The sequence below is a fragment of the Streptococcus periodonticum genome (assembly GCF_003963555.1).
Taxonomy (GTDB): Bacteria; Bacillota; Bacilli; order Lactobacillales; family Streptococcaceae; genus Streptococcus; species Streptococcus anginosus.
The window spans coordinates 883,558-900,853 of sequence record NZ_CP034543.1 but is presented as its reverse complement, the minus strand read 5'-3'; the positions used below and the strand labels follow the sequence as shown (position 1 = coordinate 900,853).

17 protein-coding genes and 1 riboswitch are annotated in these 17,296 nt (G+C 38.0%); of the genes, 1 reads left to right on the top strand and 16 read right to left on the bottom strand.

The window, feature by feature from the left end; translation table 11 throughout:
• Window positions 1-74: 74 nt before the first annotated feature.
• The 10 genes from EHW89_RS04375 to EHW89_RS04330 all read right to left on the bottom strand — a co-directional run bounded on the left by EHW89_RS04375 (window position 75) and on the right by EHW89_RS04330 (window position 9,050).
• Window positions 75-920, bottom strand: a complete 846-nt coding sequence (locus tag EHW89_RS04375) for an alpha/beta hydrolase (protein WP_126466893.1) — start codon at window positions 918-920, stop codon at window positions 75-77.
• A 189-nt stretch (window positions 921-1,109) separates the two neighbouring features.
• Window positions 1,110-2,057, bottom strand: coding sequence for a 2-keto-3-deoxygluconate permease (locus EHW89_RS04370; protein ID WP_080554330.1), 948 nt, complete (start codon window positions 2,055-2,057; stop codon window positions 1,110-1,112).
• A gap of 78 nt (window positions 2,058-2,135) precedes the next feature.
• Entirely contained in the window at window positions 2,136-2,888 is a 753-nt protein-coding gene (locus EHW89_RS04365; protein ID WP_003029712.1) for an SDR family NAD(P)-dependent oxidoreductase, read from the bottom strand.
• Window positions 2,889-3,070: 182 nt separating this feature from the next.
• A complete protein-coding gene (locus EHW89_RS04360; protein WP_126466891.1) occupies window positions 3,071-3,673 on the bottom strand; it encodes a lysozyme family protein in 603 nt (200 codons plus the stop codon).
• A complete protein-coding gene (locus EHW89_RS04355; RefSeq protein ID WP_126466888.1) occupies window positions 3,673-4,647 on the bottom strand; it encodes a nucleoid-associated protein in 975 nt (324 codons plus the stop codon). Before EHW89_RS04355 ends, EHW89_RS04360 begins: the two co-directional genes overlap by 1 nt.
• A 1-nt stretch (window position 4,648) precedes the next feature.
• Entirely contained in the window at window positions 4,649-5,905 is a 1,257-nt protein-coding gene (glyA, locus tag EHW89_RS04350; protein WP_126466886.1) for a serine hydroxymethyltransferase, read from the bottom strand.
• A gap of 49 nt (window positions 5,906-5,954) precedes the next feature.
• A complete protein-coding gene (locus tag EHW89_RS04345) occupies window positions 5,955-6,545 on the bottom strand; it encodes an L-threonylcarbamoyladenylate synthase (RefSeq protein WP_126466884.1) in 591 nt (196 codons plus the stop codon).
• A complete protein-coding gene (prmC, locus tag EHW89_RS04340) occupies window positions 6,538-7,368 on the bottom strand; it encodes a peptide chain release factor N(5)-glutamine methyltransferase (protein ID WP_126466882.1) in 831 nt (276 codons plus the stop codon). The genes EHW89_RS04345 and prmC overlap by 8 nt, the downstream gene beginning before the upstream one ends.
• Window positions 7,368-8,447 carry a peptide chain release factor 1 gene (prfA, locus tag EHW89_RS04335; RefSeq protein ID WP_126466880.1) on the bottom strand — a complete coding sequence of 360 codons (1,080 nt, stop codon included), beginning with the start codon at window positions 8,445-8,447 and terminating at the stop codon, window positions 7,368-7,370. Before prfA ends, prmC begins: the two co-directional genes overlap by 1 nt.
• Before the next feature lie 18 nt (window positions 8,448-8,465).
• Entirely contained in the window at window positions 8,466-9,050 is a 585-nt protein-coding gene (locus EHW89_RS04330) for a thymidine kinase (protein WP_003024566.1), read from the bottom strand.
• A gap of 103 nt (window positions 9,051-9,153) precedes the next feature.
• Here EHW89_RS04330 and EHW89_RS04325 point away from each other — a divergent pair, with 103 nt between their 5' ends.
• Entirely contained in the window at window positions 9,154-9,354 is a 201-nt protein-coding gene (locus tag EHW89_RS04325) for a 4-oxalocrotonate tautomerase (protein WP_261974381.1), read from the top strand.
• A 68-nt stretch (window positions 9,355-9,422) separates the two neighbouring features.
• Here EHW89_RS04325 and EHW89_RS04320 read toward each other — a convergent pair whose 3' ends face one another.
• The 6 genes from EHW89_RS04320 to nox all read right to left on the bottom strand — a co-directional run bounded on the left by EHW89_RS04320 (window position 9,423) and on the right by nox (window position 17,145).
• Window positions 9,423-10,760: an MATE family efflux transporter gene (locus tag EHW89_RS04320; RefSeq protein WP_126466878.1), complete on the bottom strand. Its 1,338-nt coding sequence runs from the start codon at window positions 10,758-10,760 to the stop codon at window positions 9,423-9,425.
• Between the two features lie 99 nt (window positions 10,761-10,859).
• On the bottom strand, window positions 10,860-12,125 hold the full coding sequence (locus EHW89_RS04315) for a nucleobase:cation symporter-2 family protein (protein WP_126466876.1): 1,266 nt from the start codon (window positions 12,123-12,125) through the stop codon (window positions 10,860-10,862).
• Window positions 12,125-12,706 (bottom strand): xanthine phosphoribosyltransferase, encoded by a 582-nt coding sequence (locus EHW89_RS04310; RefSeq protein ID WP_126466874.1) that lies wholly within the window; start codon window positions 12,704-12,706, stop codon window positions 12,125-12,127. Before EHW89_RS04310 ends, EHW89_RS04315 begins: the two co-directional genes overlap by 1 nt.
• 99 nt (window positions 12,707-12,805) lie before the next feature.
• A riboswitch (purine riboswitch) is annotated at window positions 12,806-12,901 on the bottom strand.
• On the bottom strand, window positions 12,897-13,880 hold the full coding sequence (guaC, locus tag EHW89_RS04305) for a GMP reductase (RefSeq protein ID WP_126466872.1): 984 nt from the start codon (window positions 13,878-13,880) through the stop codon (window positions 12,897-12,899). It overlaps the preceding riboswitch by 5 nt.
• A 189-nt stretch (window positions 13,881-14,069) precedes the next feature.
• Window positions 14,070-15,626 (bottom strand): ClC family H(+)/Cl(-) exchange transporter, encoded by a 1,557-nt coding sequence (locus EHW89_RS04300; protein ID WP_126466870.1) that lies wholly within the window; start codon window positions 15,624-15,626, stop codon window positions 14,070-14,072.
• Window positions 15,627-15,771: 145 nt separating this feature from the next.
• Complete coding sequence (gene nox / locus EHW89_RS04295; RefSeq protein ID WP_126466868.1) at window positions 15,772-17,145, bottom strand: H2O-forming NADH oxidase; 1,374 nt, start codon at window positions 17,143-17,145, stop codon at window positions 15,772-15,774.
• Between the last annotated feature and the right edge of the window lie 151 nt (window positions 17,146-17,296).

Below are 17,296 nucleotides of genomic sequence, written 5' to 3'. Positions count from 1 at the left end.
ATCGTTGAATGGGAATAGAAACAGAAAAGCTAAACTTCTTATTTCTTAAAGTTTAGCTTTTTTAATTTGTTAGTTTATTTTCCCCACAAAAATTGAATCAGTATTTTATCTACTTCTTGGTTTTCATGTAATTGGCTATGTTGTGCTAGTTTGCCGGTAATTTTCTTTTCTTGATAAGATTTGGCATTATCAGCAACCAAATATTTCAAGCTGCGAGATGAAGCATTTAAAACAGAACCGTCTGAGCCATTTTTGTAATCTCCATAGATATTTAGCACATCAATTTGATTTTGTGGGAATACTTCACGTAATGGTAATAATCTTTGGAAAGTTTGCGTAATTTGATTAGGCTGACCAGTTGTTTTGTCAACTTTCACATCAGATGATAAGCCCATAGCTTCTAAACCGGCAACGAAATTTGCGATATTCACTTGTTTTTGCAGCTGTGGCAAGTTCTCATCTTGAGCATGTTCTAAAAGATAATACAAAATCGACATATTCCCTAAAGAATGACCTACCATATTCATTTTTGTAAAGCCATACTTTTCCTGTAGCTTGCTGACGACAGCTTTTGCATATCGTCCAACATCAATGGGATTGCGATTGTCTTCGTAATTCACTTCTACGATTGGATTGATAGCACCTTTGGGAATGTCTCCCCTTAACGTAACTGCACCATTTCTATCAACATTTGCTCGAATAACTGTTTTTGTTACCCCTGCTTTTTTTGCTGCATTCGTCATATGCCGCTCCGCATTGGCACTACTTCCATAACCATGAAAGAAAAGGGTTGGCGTAGTGGATTGTACATAATTCTTTTTGTCTAATTTACCGTCCGCTTTAACGTTGTAAAATAAAAAAGCAGAAATAGCAATCAGAACTGTTAAAACTCCTGTAGTTAGGACCGCTTTTTTCGTCATTTTTATCGCTTCTTTCTGTGAGATATATTTTTAAGTATAACATGTAACGATATAAATGACAATTGAATTGTTTGAAATGACGTTTTGGATTTAAGGCGATTTGTTGAATAGTAAAAAAGGAAAGTCCCAAAAACTCCCCTTTAGTAAACTATTAAACGTTATCATCAAACAACAAGTGAACTTTTAAAATCAATTCATTGTTTTCGCTTGTTTTGTAGTATCTACACGTTTAGCTACCCAAGCTGTCAAAATTGGTGTTAAAATCGCTGTTACAATAACGGATGCTGTTATTTGGGTGGTAGCTGTAGCTTCAACAGCTTTAAAGGAAGCATCTACAGCCGATAAAGCTGCTGGAGTAGCTATGGCACTAGCTGCTGTACTTGAAATAGCTGCACCAGCAATTCCTGATCCACCTGTAGCTTTATCTGCAAAAATAGCAAAGAAGCCTCCAACTAAGGTTGTAATGATTCCGAGTATAATACCTGGTAAACCACCTTGAATAATTTGCATAAAGCTCATGTTGGCTCCTAAACAGAATCCAACAATGATAATAATTGCTGTCACACCATTTGATAGAACTTTTTTCATATATGGAAAAGCATTTCCTAATGCAATCCCTAAAACAAGTGGTAAAATAGTTCCTACTAAACTCCAAATAGAAATGTTAGCAAGACCAGCACTACTGAGAGCTGCCATTGTCACCATTGGTCCAACACTTAAGGTAGTAATACCAACAGCACCTGCATCAATTTCATTTCCGTAAACTTCTACAATTCCAGCATACATAGCGTTATTAGCGACAGACATAGCTCCAATAATCGCCAAAGCACTTAAACCTAAAAAATTATCATTGAAGACTTTTGCTACCAACAGACCTAAAACAACTGAAACGACAATCTTAGATGTGATAATAGCCGCTCCACGCCCAACAGCTTTTGGAGTGTTCTTTAACGAGATTGTTCCTCCTATAAAGAATAGAAAAGCTCCAACGAGCGGACCAGCTCCCTGAACTATAGCGGTTGTAAAACCTCCAATTTTCAACACTTGAGGGAAAAATGTATTTATCACACAGCCGATAAACATGGGAACAATAATTGTATCACCAGGAATCTTAATTTTCTTATTAAAAATTTTCATAATCATATTTCCTCTATATATTCAAGCCTTGTTAAATAAAAACAAGGCTTGAATGCCATACATCTTTTCGATAAAAAATTAGCCATCCAGCGTGATACCGCCATCACAATCACCGATTTCTCCAGACACGAAGCTGGCTAAGTCACTAGCAAAGAAAAGAATCATTTGAGCAATTTCAACAGGTTCTGCACGACGTCCAAGTGGAATCATGTTGATGACACGCTGACTCTTTTCAGGGTCTTCTGACAATACAGTAGTCATATCCGTTCGTGTAAAAGAAGGACAAACCGCATTACATGCAATACCATATTTGCCTCCTTCTTTTGCTACTGCTTTTGTAAGACCGTTCAAACCAGCTTTAGAAGACGCATAAGCAGCTGTTCCAAGCAAACCACCGCCTAATTTTGCAGCTACTGAGGAAACATTAACAATTCTTCCCCCCTTTTGTTCAATAAAATGTGGGAAAATAGTACTAATAGTTGAAAAACAACCAGAGAGGTTAATACGAATGGTGCGTTCCCATTCATCGTAAGTTAATTGTTCAAATGGTTTCGCACTAATAACACCAGCACAATTGACTAAGATATCAATTTTACCAGCTGTTGCGATTATTTTGTTCATTGCTTCTACAATAGATTCATGATTTCCTAAATCCATATAAGTAAAGCTCGTGTGTTCTGCTCCAAATTCGGCAATCACTCGTTCAGCTGCTCCTTGATTGATGTCGGCAATAATGACATTACCACCACCTTCAACAATACCGCGAACAACTTCTTTGCCAATTCCGTTTGCACCACCGGTAACAATTGCTGTTTTACCTGAAAAATTCATATTTTCAAATCCTTCCGTTTTGATTATTATAGAATTCTACGTGATTATTATAGCACTCTCGTTTTAAAAATAAAAGTAGAAATATGAAATATTTTAAATATTTAGAAAAAACAATCTTTTTGCTGTTTTCTATTACTAATCTAAAAAGGTTAGAAAACAAAGCTCTCTAACCTTTTGATTTATTAAAACCAATTCATCACTTTCATGATATACATATTCATCCGAACTTGTCGGGAGTAATAATAATTCCCACCATTAATATAGAGTTTAGAACCATATAGGAGGGCGATGGGGTGGTAATAAGAATAGGTTTTGCCGGTCACATTTCCTAAACTTGGTGCGACAACATTTTTGGAGTATTTTTTTGCCAAATCAAGGGTATTTTCACCACCGTGTTTTGCAATATAATCGATGTAAGCTCGACCAAAGTTATAGGCTTGTACAGCGGTCCAAACATCTACTTTCTTTTCTTGAGCTACATTTAGATTTGCAGATAAAGTCTGAACACCTTGACGAATGCTTTCTTTATTATCTAAAATAGAGTTTTTCTGACCCGTCGCACTTTCACTAGATTGCATGACATCAGAAACTTTTCCTTTTGTTTCTGTGTAAATCATAGCAAGGACTAGTTCCTCATTGGCCGCAGTATCTTGCTCGTCTAGCACTTCTCTTACTAAGCTACGGTAGTTCATCACTTGCTTGACATCATGATGAACTTGAACAAGCTTGTAACCAACAAAGATTAAAAGAATGAGAAGGATCAATTTTCTAAGAATTTTAAACATTATTTACTTTGGATATCTTCTATGTTTTTGATGAGAATGGAATAGGTTCCATTCTCGTTTTGTATGAATTCTACGGATTCCGCATCTTGATAGATGTTATTGGGGACAATAAGCTCAATTCCATTTGAAAGGGAGAGTTTTTGGTTTTCAAATTTTTTCTTCTGACGACTACTATCAATTTCATCAAATTTAACAGTTTCTGGAATTGTTTCCTTAACCTGATCAATAAAAGTCAAACGAGCTGTCAGATTGTTATCGAACAAGTCATCTGCTAATTTTTCTGGAGACAATTCATCATTTTCTTTTAAATTTTTGAAAATAGACGATTTAATCTTGGATTGAAATTGAAAATCATCTTGATGAAAGCTCTCTGCAACTTTTTGAGCCGTTTTTTCTAAGGCTTTAATAGATTTCTTGGGAGAAATTTCAGGATGGACTTGTAATAAATTATCAGAAAAATAATTGAGAAAAGCACCATTATATTTAATCCGTTTTTCAATCAAATGGTATTTACGCGATTGAAGATTGATGACCAAGGCTTCATCAGCGCCTGTACCAAATCCCGGCAAGTTGTTCTGGGTAATCTTGATAGGATTGTCTACTTCTCCACCTAAATGGGTGAGGGTTTCCCGCAGAGCGATACGCAAAAAAGCAAAATGCTCTACTCCTTCCTTGTCAAATTGAACAAAAATCAAATCGTTGGTTTTCTGATTTTCGCTCACCGAAAACTCCTCTTTCCAGAGGTTGGCAATACTGATAGAGGTTTCTAAAAGGTCTTTTGTTATATGTGATAAAAAGACATTATCTTCGGTAAAAATGCCCGTTTTGGCCTCATCTGAATAGACACGTTCAATCTTCTTGCGAAGATATTCTTCAATTTTTGGAGTAATATTAAGATATTTATCTGCTAAAAGAAGGTCGGTGTCTGATGGACTAAATTGATGAATAATAGCTTTTTTTACGTAAATGTCCATTTCAGTCCTCATATAGTGGAAAGGCATCGGTCAATTCTTTAACTTCTGCACGGACTTGCTCTAAAACAGCTTCGTTGTTTGCATTCTCTAAAGTTTTGATGATCAATTCTGCTACTTTAGTACTTTCAGCTACCCCAAAGCCACGAGCTGCAATAGCTGCAGTTCCGATACGAATGCCACTTGTTTTAAATGGAGATAAGGTTTCATAAGGGATAGAGTTTTTGTTGAGAGTGATATGGACATCATCCAAAAGGTTTTGAGCGATTTTTCCATTTTCAACGACTTTGGTCACATCCACAAGGAAAAGGTGATTCTCCGTACCGCCTGAAATAACACGGAAATTACCATGTTGTTGGAATACTTGAACCATTGCCTTAGCGTTATCCAAAATTTGCTGAGCATAAACTTTGAAATCTGGATCCAATACTTCTTTGAAAGCAGCTGCTTTAGCTGCCACGACATGCTCTAGCGGTCCTCCTTGAATTCCTGGGAAGATTGCGGAATTAATCTTTTTCGCCAACTCTTCATCATTGGTCAAAATTAAGCCGCCACGAGGTCCTCGAAGGGTTTTATGAGTGGTAGTTGTCGTAATATGTGCATACGGTACTGGACTTGGATGCAAACCAGCAGCAACTAAACCGGCAATATGAGCCATGTCTACCATGAATTTGGCTCCGACAGTATCTGCAATTTCACGGAATTTAGCAAAATCAATAATATGTGAATAGGCAGAAGCACCTGCAACAATCAATTTAGGTTTGACTTCTTTAGCCTGCGCCAAAATAGCATCAAAATCTAAAAGTTCCGTTTCAGGATCGACATTATAAGGCACAAAGTTATAGGTTTTCCCAGAGAAGCTAACAGCTGCGCCATGTGTCAAATGTCCGCCTGCTGCAAGATCCATTCCCATTACTGTATCACCTGGCTCAATTAAGGCCATATAAGCCGCACAATTCGCCTGACTGCCTGAGTGGGGTTGAACATTGGCAAATTTTGCTCCAAAAATTTCTTTAGCACGTTCAATTGCTAATGTCTCAATCACATCCACAACGTCCGTACCACCATAATAGCGACGACCTGGATAACCTTCGGCATATTTATTGGTTAAAATAGAACCTTGTGCTGCCATAACAGCTTTTGAAACAACGTTTTCTGAAGCAATCAATTCAATATTGTTTTGCTGACGTTTTTCTTCTGCAGCAATGGCTTCCCAAAGCTCAGCGTCATATTCTTTATAGTCTTTATGGTCAAAAATCATAAGAGTCTCCCTTCTCTTAAAGCGGGGCTAAAACCTATTTAGTCAAGGTTTAGAAGTGAATTTCTGGAATTTTAGCGAGAATTTCTTCGCAAGTGACAGCACCTTGGCGTAGAATATATGCTGTTTCACCAGATAAATCCAAAATAGTTGAATCCTGTCCTGTTAGAAAAGCATCATCTTCTATACCAAGAACTTCGTGATTGAAATCGGTCATAATTTGCTGGAAATGTACTCCGCTACTCTTTCCAGATAAATTTGCGGACGGACCAATGAGAGGTCCAAATTTTCTAATCAAGTCCAATGTTTTAGGATGACTAGGGACACGAAAACCAATTGTTTTCATACCTGAATTTACCCAAATCGGAACTTGTTCATTAGCTTGTAAAATAATGGTCAAAGGACCGGGTAAAAAGGCTTGATAGAGCTTTTTTAAATACTGAGGCTGATGTTTGGAAAATTGATAAATTTCTTCTAAGCTTGAAACATTTAAATTCAAGGCCTTTTCGCGAGGTCTACCTTTTAAGTCATAGACATGACTGACGGACTGCTCATCCATTGCCTTACAAAATAAACCATATACAGTCTCAGTTGGCAGCACGACTGCTCCTCCGCTGCTCAGTACTTCCTCGATTTTATCCATTATCTACCACTACCATTCTATCTTTTCCGAATTGATCTTGCAAGACGCGAATTCTCATTTTTGGAAATGCAGACTCAAATAATTTTTTTACATGTTCCCCTTGCTTGTAGCCAATTTCGAGATAGATTTTACCTTTTTCTGTCAAATGTTTTTGGGCGTTCTCAGCAATTTTTCGATAAACAGCATACCCGTCTTCTTCAGCAAAAAGAGCAAGATGAGGTTCTGAAGCAAGGACATTTAGTCCTACTTCTTCTCTGTCCGTCTCTGAAATATAGGGCGGATTGGATACAATAATATCATACTTTCCTGTAATCGCCTGAAAGCAATCAGACTGAACAAAATCAATCGCTACATCAATTGCTTCCGCATTTTCTTGCGCCAAATCCAGAGCATCTTGGGAAATGTCGGAAGCCGTGACCTGCCAATTCGCACGCTCAGCAGCCAAAGATAGAGCAATTGCTCCACTTCCAGTGCCAATATCCAAAACTTTCAGACTGCTATTTTGATTTTCAGACAAGATAAGGTTGACCAATTCTTCGGTTTCTGGTCGGGGAATTAGCACTCGTTCATCTACTTTGAACGAATGTCCATGAAATGCTGCGTTCCCAATAATGTATTGGGCAGGTTTATGAACCAATAATTGAGATTGAATCTTTTTCAGTAATTCTATATCATCTGCTGTTGCTTCTGCTTGCATTTTCAGCACAAATTGGGTGAAGGATAAGTTTCTCAAAGACCGAAAGGTAAAGGAGAGGCTTTCAGCTTCTTCGCCAACTGCTTCAAGCTGTTTTTCCATTTCAGCAAGAATTTGAGCTAATTTCATTATTTATTCAATTCTTCTAGTTTTTGTGTTTGGTCATACAATACCAAGGCGTCTACGATTTCATCTAATTTCCCAGCTAAAATCGTATCTAGCTTTTGCAGCGTTAAACCGATACGGTGATCTGTCACACGATTTTGTGGAAAATTATAGGTACGAATCCGCTCCGATCGGTCTCCAGTACCAATAGTTGATTTCCGCTCGGCATCTTGCTCGTCTTGCGCAATTTGCGCAAAATGATCCGCTACACGCGCACGGATGATCTTCATAGCTTTATCACGATTCTTTTGTTGGGTTCGTTCTTCCTGCATTTCAACCTTGATATTTGTCGGCAAGTGAACAATCCGAACGGCTGTTGCAACTTTGTTGACATTCTGACCTCCAGCACCAGAAGCATGATAAATATCAATCCGAAGATCTTTTGGATCAATATCATATTCCACTTCTTCGATTTCAGGCATGACTAAAACTGTTGCTGTCGAAGTGTGAACTCGTCCTTGACTTTCTGTTACTGGGACACGTTGTACACGGTGAGCACCTGATTCGTATTTTAGTTTGGAATAAACGGATTGACCAGAAACCATCGCTACTACTTCTTTGAAGCCACCGACTCCATTCATGGAGGCTTCCATAACCTCAAATTTCCATCCTTGCGATTCGGCGTATTTTTGATACATTGTCAGAAGATCACCGGCAAAGAGCGAGGCTTCATCACCTCCTGCTGCACCACGAATTTCTAAGATGATGTTTTTATCATCGTTTGGATCTTTTGGTAAAAGAAGAATTTTCAATTTTTCCTCGTATTCTTCTTTTTCAGCTTTTGCATCTTTGAGCTCTTGCTTTGCCATTTCTTCCAAATCAGCATCGCCAGAAGCGTCTTTGATCATTTCTTCGGCATCTGTGATGTTTTGGAGCACCCTTTTATAGTCACGATAAGTTGCTACCGTATCGCGTGTACTCGCTTCTTCTTTGGACAATTCCATAAAACGCTTGGTGTCACTAACAACATCTGGGTCACTCAGAAGTTCCCCCAACTCTTCATAGCGATCTTCAACGGCTTGTAGTTGTTCATAAATATTCATCGTTTGCTACACCTCTCCTTAACTCTTCATTTCGTCAATTTCTGGCTTAAAATAATGCTTCCGACAGACAGGAATATATGTTTCATTCCCACCGATTTGAATTTGCTCACCTTCATAGACCGGCTTACCATTCGTTGTTCTTAATACCATGGTTGCTTTTTTGGAGCAAAATTGACAAATTGTTTTAATCTCATCAATTTTATCTGCTAGAAGCAAGAGATATTTCGAGCCTTCAAATAACTCATTGCGAAAATCATTTTTCAAACCAAAAGCCATAACTGGTACGTTTAATTCGTCAACTACCCTCGCTAAGTCATAGACATGACGACGAGATAGAAACTGCGCTTCATCAATCAATACACAATAAGGCTTTTCGGGCATTTCCTGAATAAAGTGGAAAATATCAGTATCTTCTGCTATTGCAATTGCTTTTCGCTTCATTCCAATACGACTAGAAACAACGCCAAAACCGTCACGTGTATCAAGTGCGCTCGTCATAATGACAACACCTTTGCCTTGTTCTTCATAGTTGTGTGCTACTTTTAAAATTTCGATTGTTTTGCCCGAATTCATCGTGCCATATTTATAATACAACTGAGCCATTTTCTTTAATTCGTTCCAAATTCTCCAATTTTTAATACTTCTTATTTTACCACATTCTGACACGCTTTAAAACCTAATTTGTGATAAAATAAAAATATCAAAAATAAAAAGGAGAAATGAAATGCCATTTGTCAGAATTGATTTATTTGAAGGACGCACGTTAGAACAAAAGAAAGCTCTTGCAAAAGAAGTTACTGCCGCTGTCGTGAAAAATACTGGCGCGCCACAATCTGCTGTTCATGTCATCATCAACGATATGCCAGAAGGGACTTATTTCCCACAAGGTGAAATGCGTACAAAATAACAAAAAAAGAATCTTGGATAAAAATCTGAGATTCTTTTTTGATTCAGAATGATAAATCATGTATAAATCTAATTTCTTTTTTGAATATGATTGAGACGAAGTTGGTATAAAATGCCACTAACAACCAGACTAGAAATTAAACCAATCCAATAAGCAAAGGGACCTAAATTTGTCATGTAATCCAATAGTAAGCCAACTGGTAACGACACACCCCAATAGCCAATTAAGCCTAAATAAAATGGAACTTTTGTATCTTTATAGCCACGTAAAATCCCTTGAAGTGGTGCTGCGAAAGTATCTGCTAATTGAAAAAATAAACTGTAAGTTAAGAAAATGGACGTCAAACGTATAAATTCCTTGTTGGTTCCATACAATGAAGCGACTTGATAACGGAAAAGATATAAAAATGTCAGCGTGAAAACAGCGAACCCAAGTGCAGTTAATCTTCCCAAAACACAATATTTTCTGACATAGTCTAGACGCTTTGCGCCAATTTCGTAAGAAACGATAATCGCCATAGCATTAGAAATGCTCATAGGAAAAGCATACATAAGATTGGAAAAACTAATAGCAGATTGGTGGCTGGCAATGATTAACGAAGAAAACTTAGCCATAAGCAAACCTACGACTGAAAATATCACAACTTCTGCAAAGACAGTTCCGCCAATAGGAAAACCGAGACGAATCCCTTCCAGCAACTCTTTTTTGTCTAAAGGACGAATTTTCCATAATTGATATTTTTTTATTCTAGGATGTCTTTTGGCAACTACCACCGAAAGGACTAACAGCACCCAGTAAGCCAACGAAGTCCCTAGCCCCGCTCCTGCTCCACCCATTTCTGGGAAGCCAAATGCTCCATAAATTAAAATGTAGTTAAAACTGGCATTCAACGGTAGCAAGAGCAACATAAGATACATGGATAATCTTGTCAATCCTAATGCGTCTAATAAAGAGCGTACAACACTAAATAAAAGCAAAGGGATAATACCAAATGCCAAATACCAGAGGTAGTGTATAGAGACTTCTGCTACTAATGGTTCTAATCCAATATTGGACAAAACAAGCGGTGCACCTAGAAAAACGAGCCCAAACAAGAGAAGAGACAAGCCGAGAGATAAATAAATAAACTGATAAAAATCAGAAGCGATTTTTTCTTCCTGTTTTTGTCCTAGATGATGTCCAATAATCGGAACCAAGGCTGAGACAATACCAGTCAAAAAAGTAAAAAACGGACTCCATAAGCTAGTCGCCATTGAAACTCCCGCCAAATGCAACGTATGGTATTGCCCTGTCATGGTTGTATCCACAAACGAGGCTGAAAAATTGGCCAGTTGATAAATCAAAATTGGCAAAAAAATCGAGATAAATAAGGTCATTCTTTCTTTTAAATTGCGCGCTTGGTACATACAATCTCCTCAAACAATGCTTTCTCTCTTAACTATACTATAAGCGCTCAAAATAGTCAAAAAAGCTAGGAGAAAATCCTCCCAGCCTCTTGTCGAGTTTTATTTTTTCTCACGATTTAAAATAAGGTTCAATACAATCGCAATGACGCTCGCCATAACAATTCCATTTGAGAAAAACATTTGCAAGCCGGTTGGCAAACTGTTAAAAAGATTGCTTCCATTTAGACCGACTCCTGCGGAAATAGATACAGCGGCAATCAAGAAATGGTGTTCATTGTGTTCAAAATCAACTCGCGCTAGCATTTGCATTCCCTGAACAGAAACAAAACCAAACATGACAAGCATAGCACCACCGAGTACAGGACTTGGAATGATTTGTGCCAAAGCTCCGAATTTCGGTACCAATCCTAACAAGACTAAGAATCCTGCTGCATAATAGATTGGGAGCCGTATTTTAATTCCAGAAAGTTTGACCAAACCAACATTTTGTGAAAATCCTGTATAAGGGAAAGTGTTAAAAATACCGCCAAGAAGCACTGCAAGTCCTTCTGCACGATAACCATTTCGCAGACGAATGCTGTCTAACTTTTCGTTTGTAATATCTGAAAGTGCAAAATAAACACCTGTTGATTCTACCAAAGAAACTGTTGCGATAATACACATCATGACGATGGATGAAAGTTCAAACTTAGGTATTCCAAAATAAAACGGTGTCGGAACATGTACAAGAGGAGCTTGAGTTACTGGCGCAAAATCTACTAAGCCCATAAAGCTGGCAATAATCGTTCCAATAATTAAGCCAATCAGAATGGAAATGGATTTTAGAAAGCCTTTCGCAAAGATATTTACTAACAGTATAATTAAAATCGTGACAGCAGCCAACAGCAAACTTTGTGCAGTTGGTTTTTCACTATTATTTCCCATATTGCCAATCGCAACAGGAATAAGTGTCAAACCAATAGTTGTAATCACTGAGCCCGTCACAATTGGTGGAAAGAAATTAGCAATTTTAGAAAAAATGCCTGCAATCAAAAGAACGTAGACACCGGAAACGATGAGCGCTCCAAACATAGCTCCGCCTCCATGTTTTTGACCAATCATAATCAGAGGTGCAACCGATTGAAAAGCAACTCCAAGTACGACTGGCAAGCCAATGCCAAAATATTTATTGAGTTGCAATTGCAAAAACGTTGCCACACCACACATAAAAATATCTGTGGAGATGAGATAGGTCAACTGTTGGCTCGAATAACCTAGCGCACCAGCAATCATAATGGGTACAAGGATTGACCCTGAGTACATTGCCAATAAGTGCTGCAAACCTAAGACAGCCGCCTGTGAGTGTTTTTCTTCTTTCAGTTCCATTATGCATCAGCCTCCATAAATACAACTTTTCCATTTTCAAATTTTTGAATACGAGCCAAAGAAACGACTTTTCGCTTATCTTCTTCTAGCAACTTTCTTCCTTCTTGGAATGATTTTTCAATCACAATGCCAATCGCTTCCACATGGGCACCTGATTGTTCAATGATATCAACTAGCCCCTTAGCTGCTTGTCCATTTGCTAAGAAATCATCGACAATAAGCACTTTATCATAATGATTTAAAAATTTCCCTGCAATTGAGACCGTATTTGTCACTTGTTTGGTAAAAGAATAGACCTCGGTCGTTAAAATTCCTTCCGTCATAGTAATGTTTTTTGACTTTTTCGCAAAAATCATTGGAACGCCCAATGCTTCTGCTGTATAAATAGCAGGTGCGATGCCAGATGCTTCAATTGTTACAACTTTTGTAATACCAGCTGAGCGAAAATAGGTTGCAAACACTTTACCAATTTCTTTCATCAAGTTGAAATCAACTTGGTGAGTCAGAAATGAATCCACTTTTAAAATATTTTCTCCTAAAACATTTCCATCTTTTAGGATACGTTCTTCTAATAATTTCATAAAATCTCCTTTTAGAAAAAACAAAAGGCTTGCCAAAAGCAAGCCTAAAACAATTGGTTAACCAACTGAATACAAAATTCCTTGCTAAAAACATAGCAGGAAAGTTAAAGACTTACTTATTGTTAGACATTAGGTGCCTTGTAGAAACATTACGCCAAATTCGTAATATAAATAAGTAATTATTTTATTGTTAATGCGCATCACCGTTCCAAATGGAATTTTTCACAATGACATAATCTACGTGCTTAAGACCAGCTAAGTCTCTTCCGCCAGCATAGGAAATGGCACTTTGCAAATCTTGCTCCATTTCAACCAAAGTGTCAGCTAAATGTCCTTTAACTGGTAAAAGAATTTTCTTTCCTTCCACATTCTTATACGTGCCCTTTTGGTACTCTGAAGCCGAACCATAATACTCTTTGAATTGTTCACCGTCTACTTCGACCGTTTGACCTGGGCTTTCGATATGACCTGCGAATAGGGAACCAATCATCACCATGGTAGCACCAAAGCGAATAGATTTGGCAATGTCGCCATGCGTACGAATACCACCGTCCGCAATAATTGGTTTGCGAGCAGCTTTTGCACACCAACGAAGAGCCGCTAATTGCCAGCCACCTGTACCAAAACCAGTTTTTACTTTTGTGATACAAACTTTCCCTGGCCCAATACCAACTTTGGTTGCATCTGCTCCAGCATTTTCCAGCTCACGAACAGCTTCTGGTGTCCCGACATTTCCTGCAATCACGAAAGTATCAGGGAGTTCTTTTTTGATGTGCTGAATCATATCAATCACACTATCTGAATGCCCATGCGCAATATCAATCGTGATGTATTCTGGAGCATCTTCTTTCAACTGGCTAACAAAATCATATTCATAATTTTTCACACCAACTGAAATAGACGCAATCAGTCCTTGCTCATGCATGCGCTTGATGAAAGGAATGCGGCCAGCTTCGTCAAAACGGTGCATGATGTAGAAATAGCCACTTTTCGCCAATTTTTCTGCTACATCTTCATCCAGAATTGTTTGCATATTAGCTGGAACAACAGGAAGTTTGAAGGCGTGTTTCCCAAAAGTAACGGTCGTATCTGCTTCTGAGCGACTTTTGATGATACATTTATTCGGAATCAATTGGATATCTTCATAGTCAAAAATAGGAAATTCGTTCAGCATGTCATTCTCCTTTAATTTTATGCTAAAAATGACCTACCTATGCTTTCGCATCGCTACGCCTTTCCTGACGTTTCCTTTAGTATTATAACACAAAGTACAGAAATTACAATATAATGACTTATAATGTTTTTTATCGTTCGGAAATTGCGAGTTGTTCTTTCAGATTCTAAAAAAAGAGGTCTCCCTCTTTTACAAGAGTAAATCTTTAATGCGTCCAATATCTGATTTTTTCAATACCACATAAATCATATCTCCTAGATACAGGCGCGTGCTGCCATTCACTGTTTGGTTCTTTCCGTTGTGGTGTTGCATGGTAATTAGAATATCTCTTGGTAATTCCAACTCATGAACTTGCTTACCCGCTATTTTTTCAGAGACTGGAATTTCGATAAGGGTTGTTTCGCCCTCATCTACCACGTTATCTGGTAACATTCGCTCTAGCATAGCTTCATACACGGGTGCTCCGCCCAATAAATCCATTACAACGTATGCCACTAAAGTCACTAAACCAAGAGGCATGAGGTTTCGTATATCACCAACCATCTCAGTCACCAAGATAATTGCTGTCAATGGAGCTTTAGAAATTGCACCAAAGTAGCCGCTCATACCTAAAATAATAAAAATAGGAAATTGCTCTTGTGTTGCAAAGCCTAATTGCACACAAACGACACCAACAATTGCTCCCAAAAGAGAGCCGAGAGCTAAAATGGGGAGAAAAATACCACCAGGAAGCCCGCTACCATAGCTGATCATACTCCAGATAAAGCGAATAACGAAAAACATCACTAATGTTAATAACAGATAGTGTTGACTGGTTAAAGAGAGAACCAGTTGATTGCCACCACCTAAAAGTTGTGGAAGGAAATATCCTACTGGCAAAATGAAAATAAAAGCTATAATAGGATAATATTGCGGAGAAAGGTGCAAAACTTCTCCAATCATATCATAAATGCGAGGCATAGCTAGAACAACTTTTTCATATAAAAATCCTGAAAAACCAAGAAAAATTCCTAACAACAAATAAAGCCAGTATTGCCCTAGTCCCATCAGAGGAATATTATCTGGCATATTTAATACAGGGGTCATTCCAAAAATCATAAGTGAAACAAAATTCGCCGTTAAACTTGCCGCCAAAGACGAGACCCAAAAGAAACGCGAAAAATGATGATAGACTTCCTCAATAACAAACAGTAAACCCGCAATCGGAGCATTAAAAGCCGCTGCCAGCCCTGCTGCTGCTCCGCTAGCAATCAGAGAACGCTCTTCCACAGGGCTTAAATGAAGATATTGGGCAATTCCCTTTCCACCCATTGCTCCAAGTTGAATACTGGGTCCCTCACGTCCTAGCATCAAGCCGCTTGCAATGGCTAAAACACCAAGAATGTACTTTTTCCAGAGGACACTCCACCATGACAAGCTCATCAGTCCTTTCAGCTCTGCTTCCACTTGCGGAATTCCAGAACCTTTAATATTCTTTTCTGAAAGCGTTAATTTTGCACTAATCCAAATGACACAAGCATAAAATAACAGAATAAAAGCAACCCAAATCATACTATCATGCACTTGCTGATAGAAATATTGAACAATATGAAATCCCTTTTCAATCAAAAAACGAAAAGAACCAACAATTGCACCCACGATAATCCCAACTAAAATTCCTCTTGAAACTTGCAGAATGATTGAACTAGATGTAAATGCGAATTCTTTCTTAGTATTTGATACTCCTTTTTCTGTCTGAACAGACATCGTTGCCTCCCCAATATATTCTCTTTCTATTTTAGCATAATTTTTCATTTTTTTTGCTTGCGGAAATTGTTTTAGAGAATGAAATCCAGATAAAAAAGTAAACCAGTCTCATACGAAACTGGTTTGTTAACTCAATAGCCTATCTTTATTTTTCAGCCGTCAATGCTGCCATTGTAATGTAGTTATAAGGTTTATTAAAGTGTGGCAGGAAGAAAATATCTGTCAAAGCTAATTTATCAATGGTCACTTTTTCTTGGATTGCAAGTGAGAAGAGATGAATGCCCATTGAAATATCTTCGTGTGAAGCCAGTTGTGCTCCAAGGATGACACGTGTATCTTTATCAAATACGATACGAATAGCTACTTCATGATTATCGTGTTTGATAAATTCTGGCTTTTGAAGGTCGTTGAAGCCTGTTTCAACTGCGTTATAACCCGCAGCTTTTGCTTTTTCCAATGTCAAACCAGTTGAAACCATTTTAAGGTCGTAGATGTTGATACCGTTTGAGCCTTGCACACCAATGCCTTCTAATTCATGACCAGTTGCGTTGTAAGCTCCGACGATACCTGAACGAACAGCGTTTGAAGCAAGTGCAATGTAGCTCATTTTACCAAGAGAATTGTCATAAATCGTTGCACAGTCACCAACTGCATAAACTCCTGGAATGCTTGTTTCTTGTTTTTTATCAACAAGGAATGCACCATTACGGAAAAGTTCAATCTTGCCAGCGCCGAGAGCTGTGTTTGGTCGGAAGCCAACAGCCATAATGACCATATCTACGTCAAATGTTTCTTTATCTGTTACAATGCGTTCAACTTTGCCTTCACCTTCAACTGCTTGCACAGTTTGACCATAGGCAAGTGTAATGCCATGATCTGCCAAGTTTTTACTCATCAAGTCAGACAATTCACGATCGTAGTAACCAGCAAGACAAGTGTCTGCCACATCAATCAAGGTTACTTCTTTTCCGAGACGTTCAAAGGCTTCTGCCAGTTCAACACCAATGTAGCCGGCTCCAACAACAGCGACCCGATTGATGCCTTCGTTGTTTTTCAGCTTTTCAATCACTTCAGCAGAGTTTTGATACAATTTTACAAACTGAACGTTTTCTAGGGTCGCTTTAAATTCACGATTCCCTTCTACAAGTTCAACACCTTTGATTGGCGGGATAATTGGTTGTGAACCAGTCGCAAAAATCAATTTGTCATAAGATTCAAGATGTTCCTGACCATTTACAAGTGCGATCACTTCTTTTTTGTCATAATCAACTGACAAAACAGGACTTTCCATATAAACTTTTGCACCTTTTGCTTCAAGTTTTTCTTTATCTGAATAGAACAATCCTTCTGGGCCGTCAATTTGCTTACCAATCCAAAGTGCCATTCCACATCCTAAAAATGAAATATTTGAATTTTGGTCAAACACCACAACTTCGTTTTCATTTCCGAAGTTGTCTAACATCGTATTGATACAAGCTGTACCAGCATGGTTGGCACCGATAACAATGATTTTACTCATAGAGCAATTCCTACCTTAATTTTTAATTTACTAAAACATTATAACATTACGTGTTAGCGTTTACAATATATTTGCTCATAAAACTGAAAAATATTACATTTTCTATCAATTTAAAAGAACTTTTCATGAATGATTTCATTTCTAATCTCAA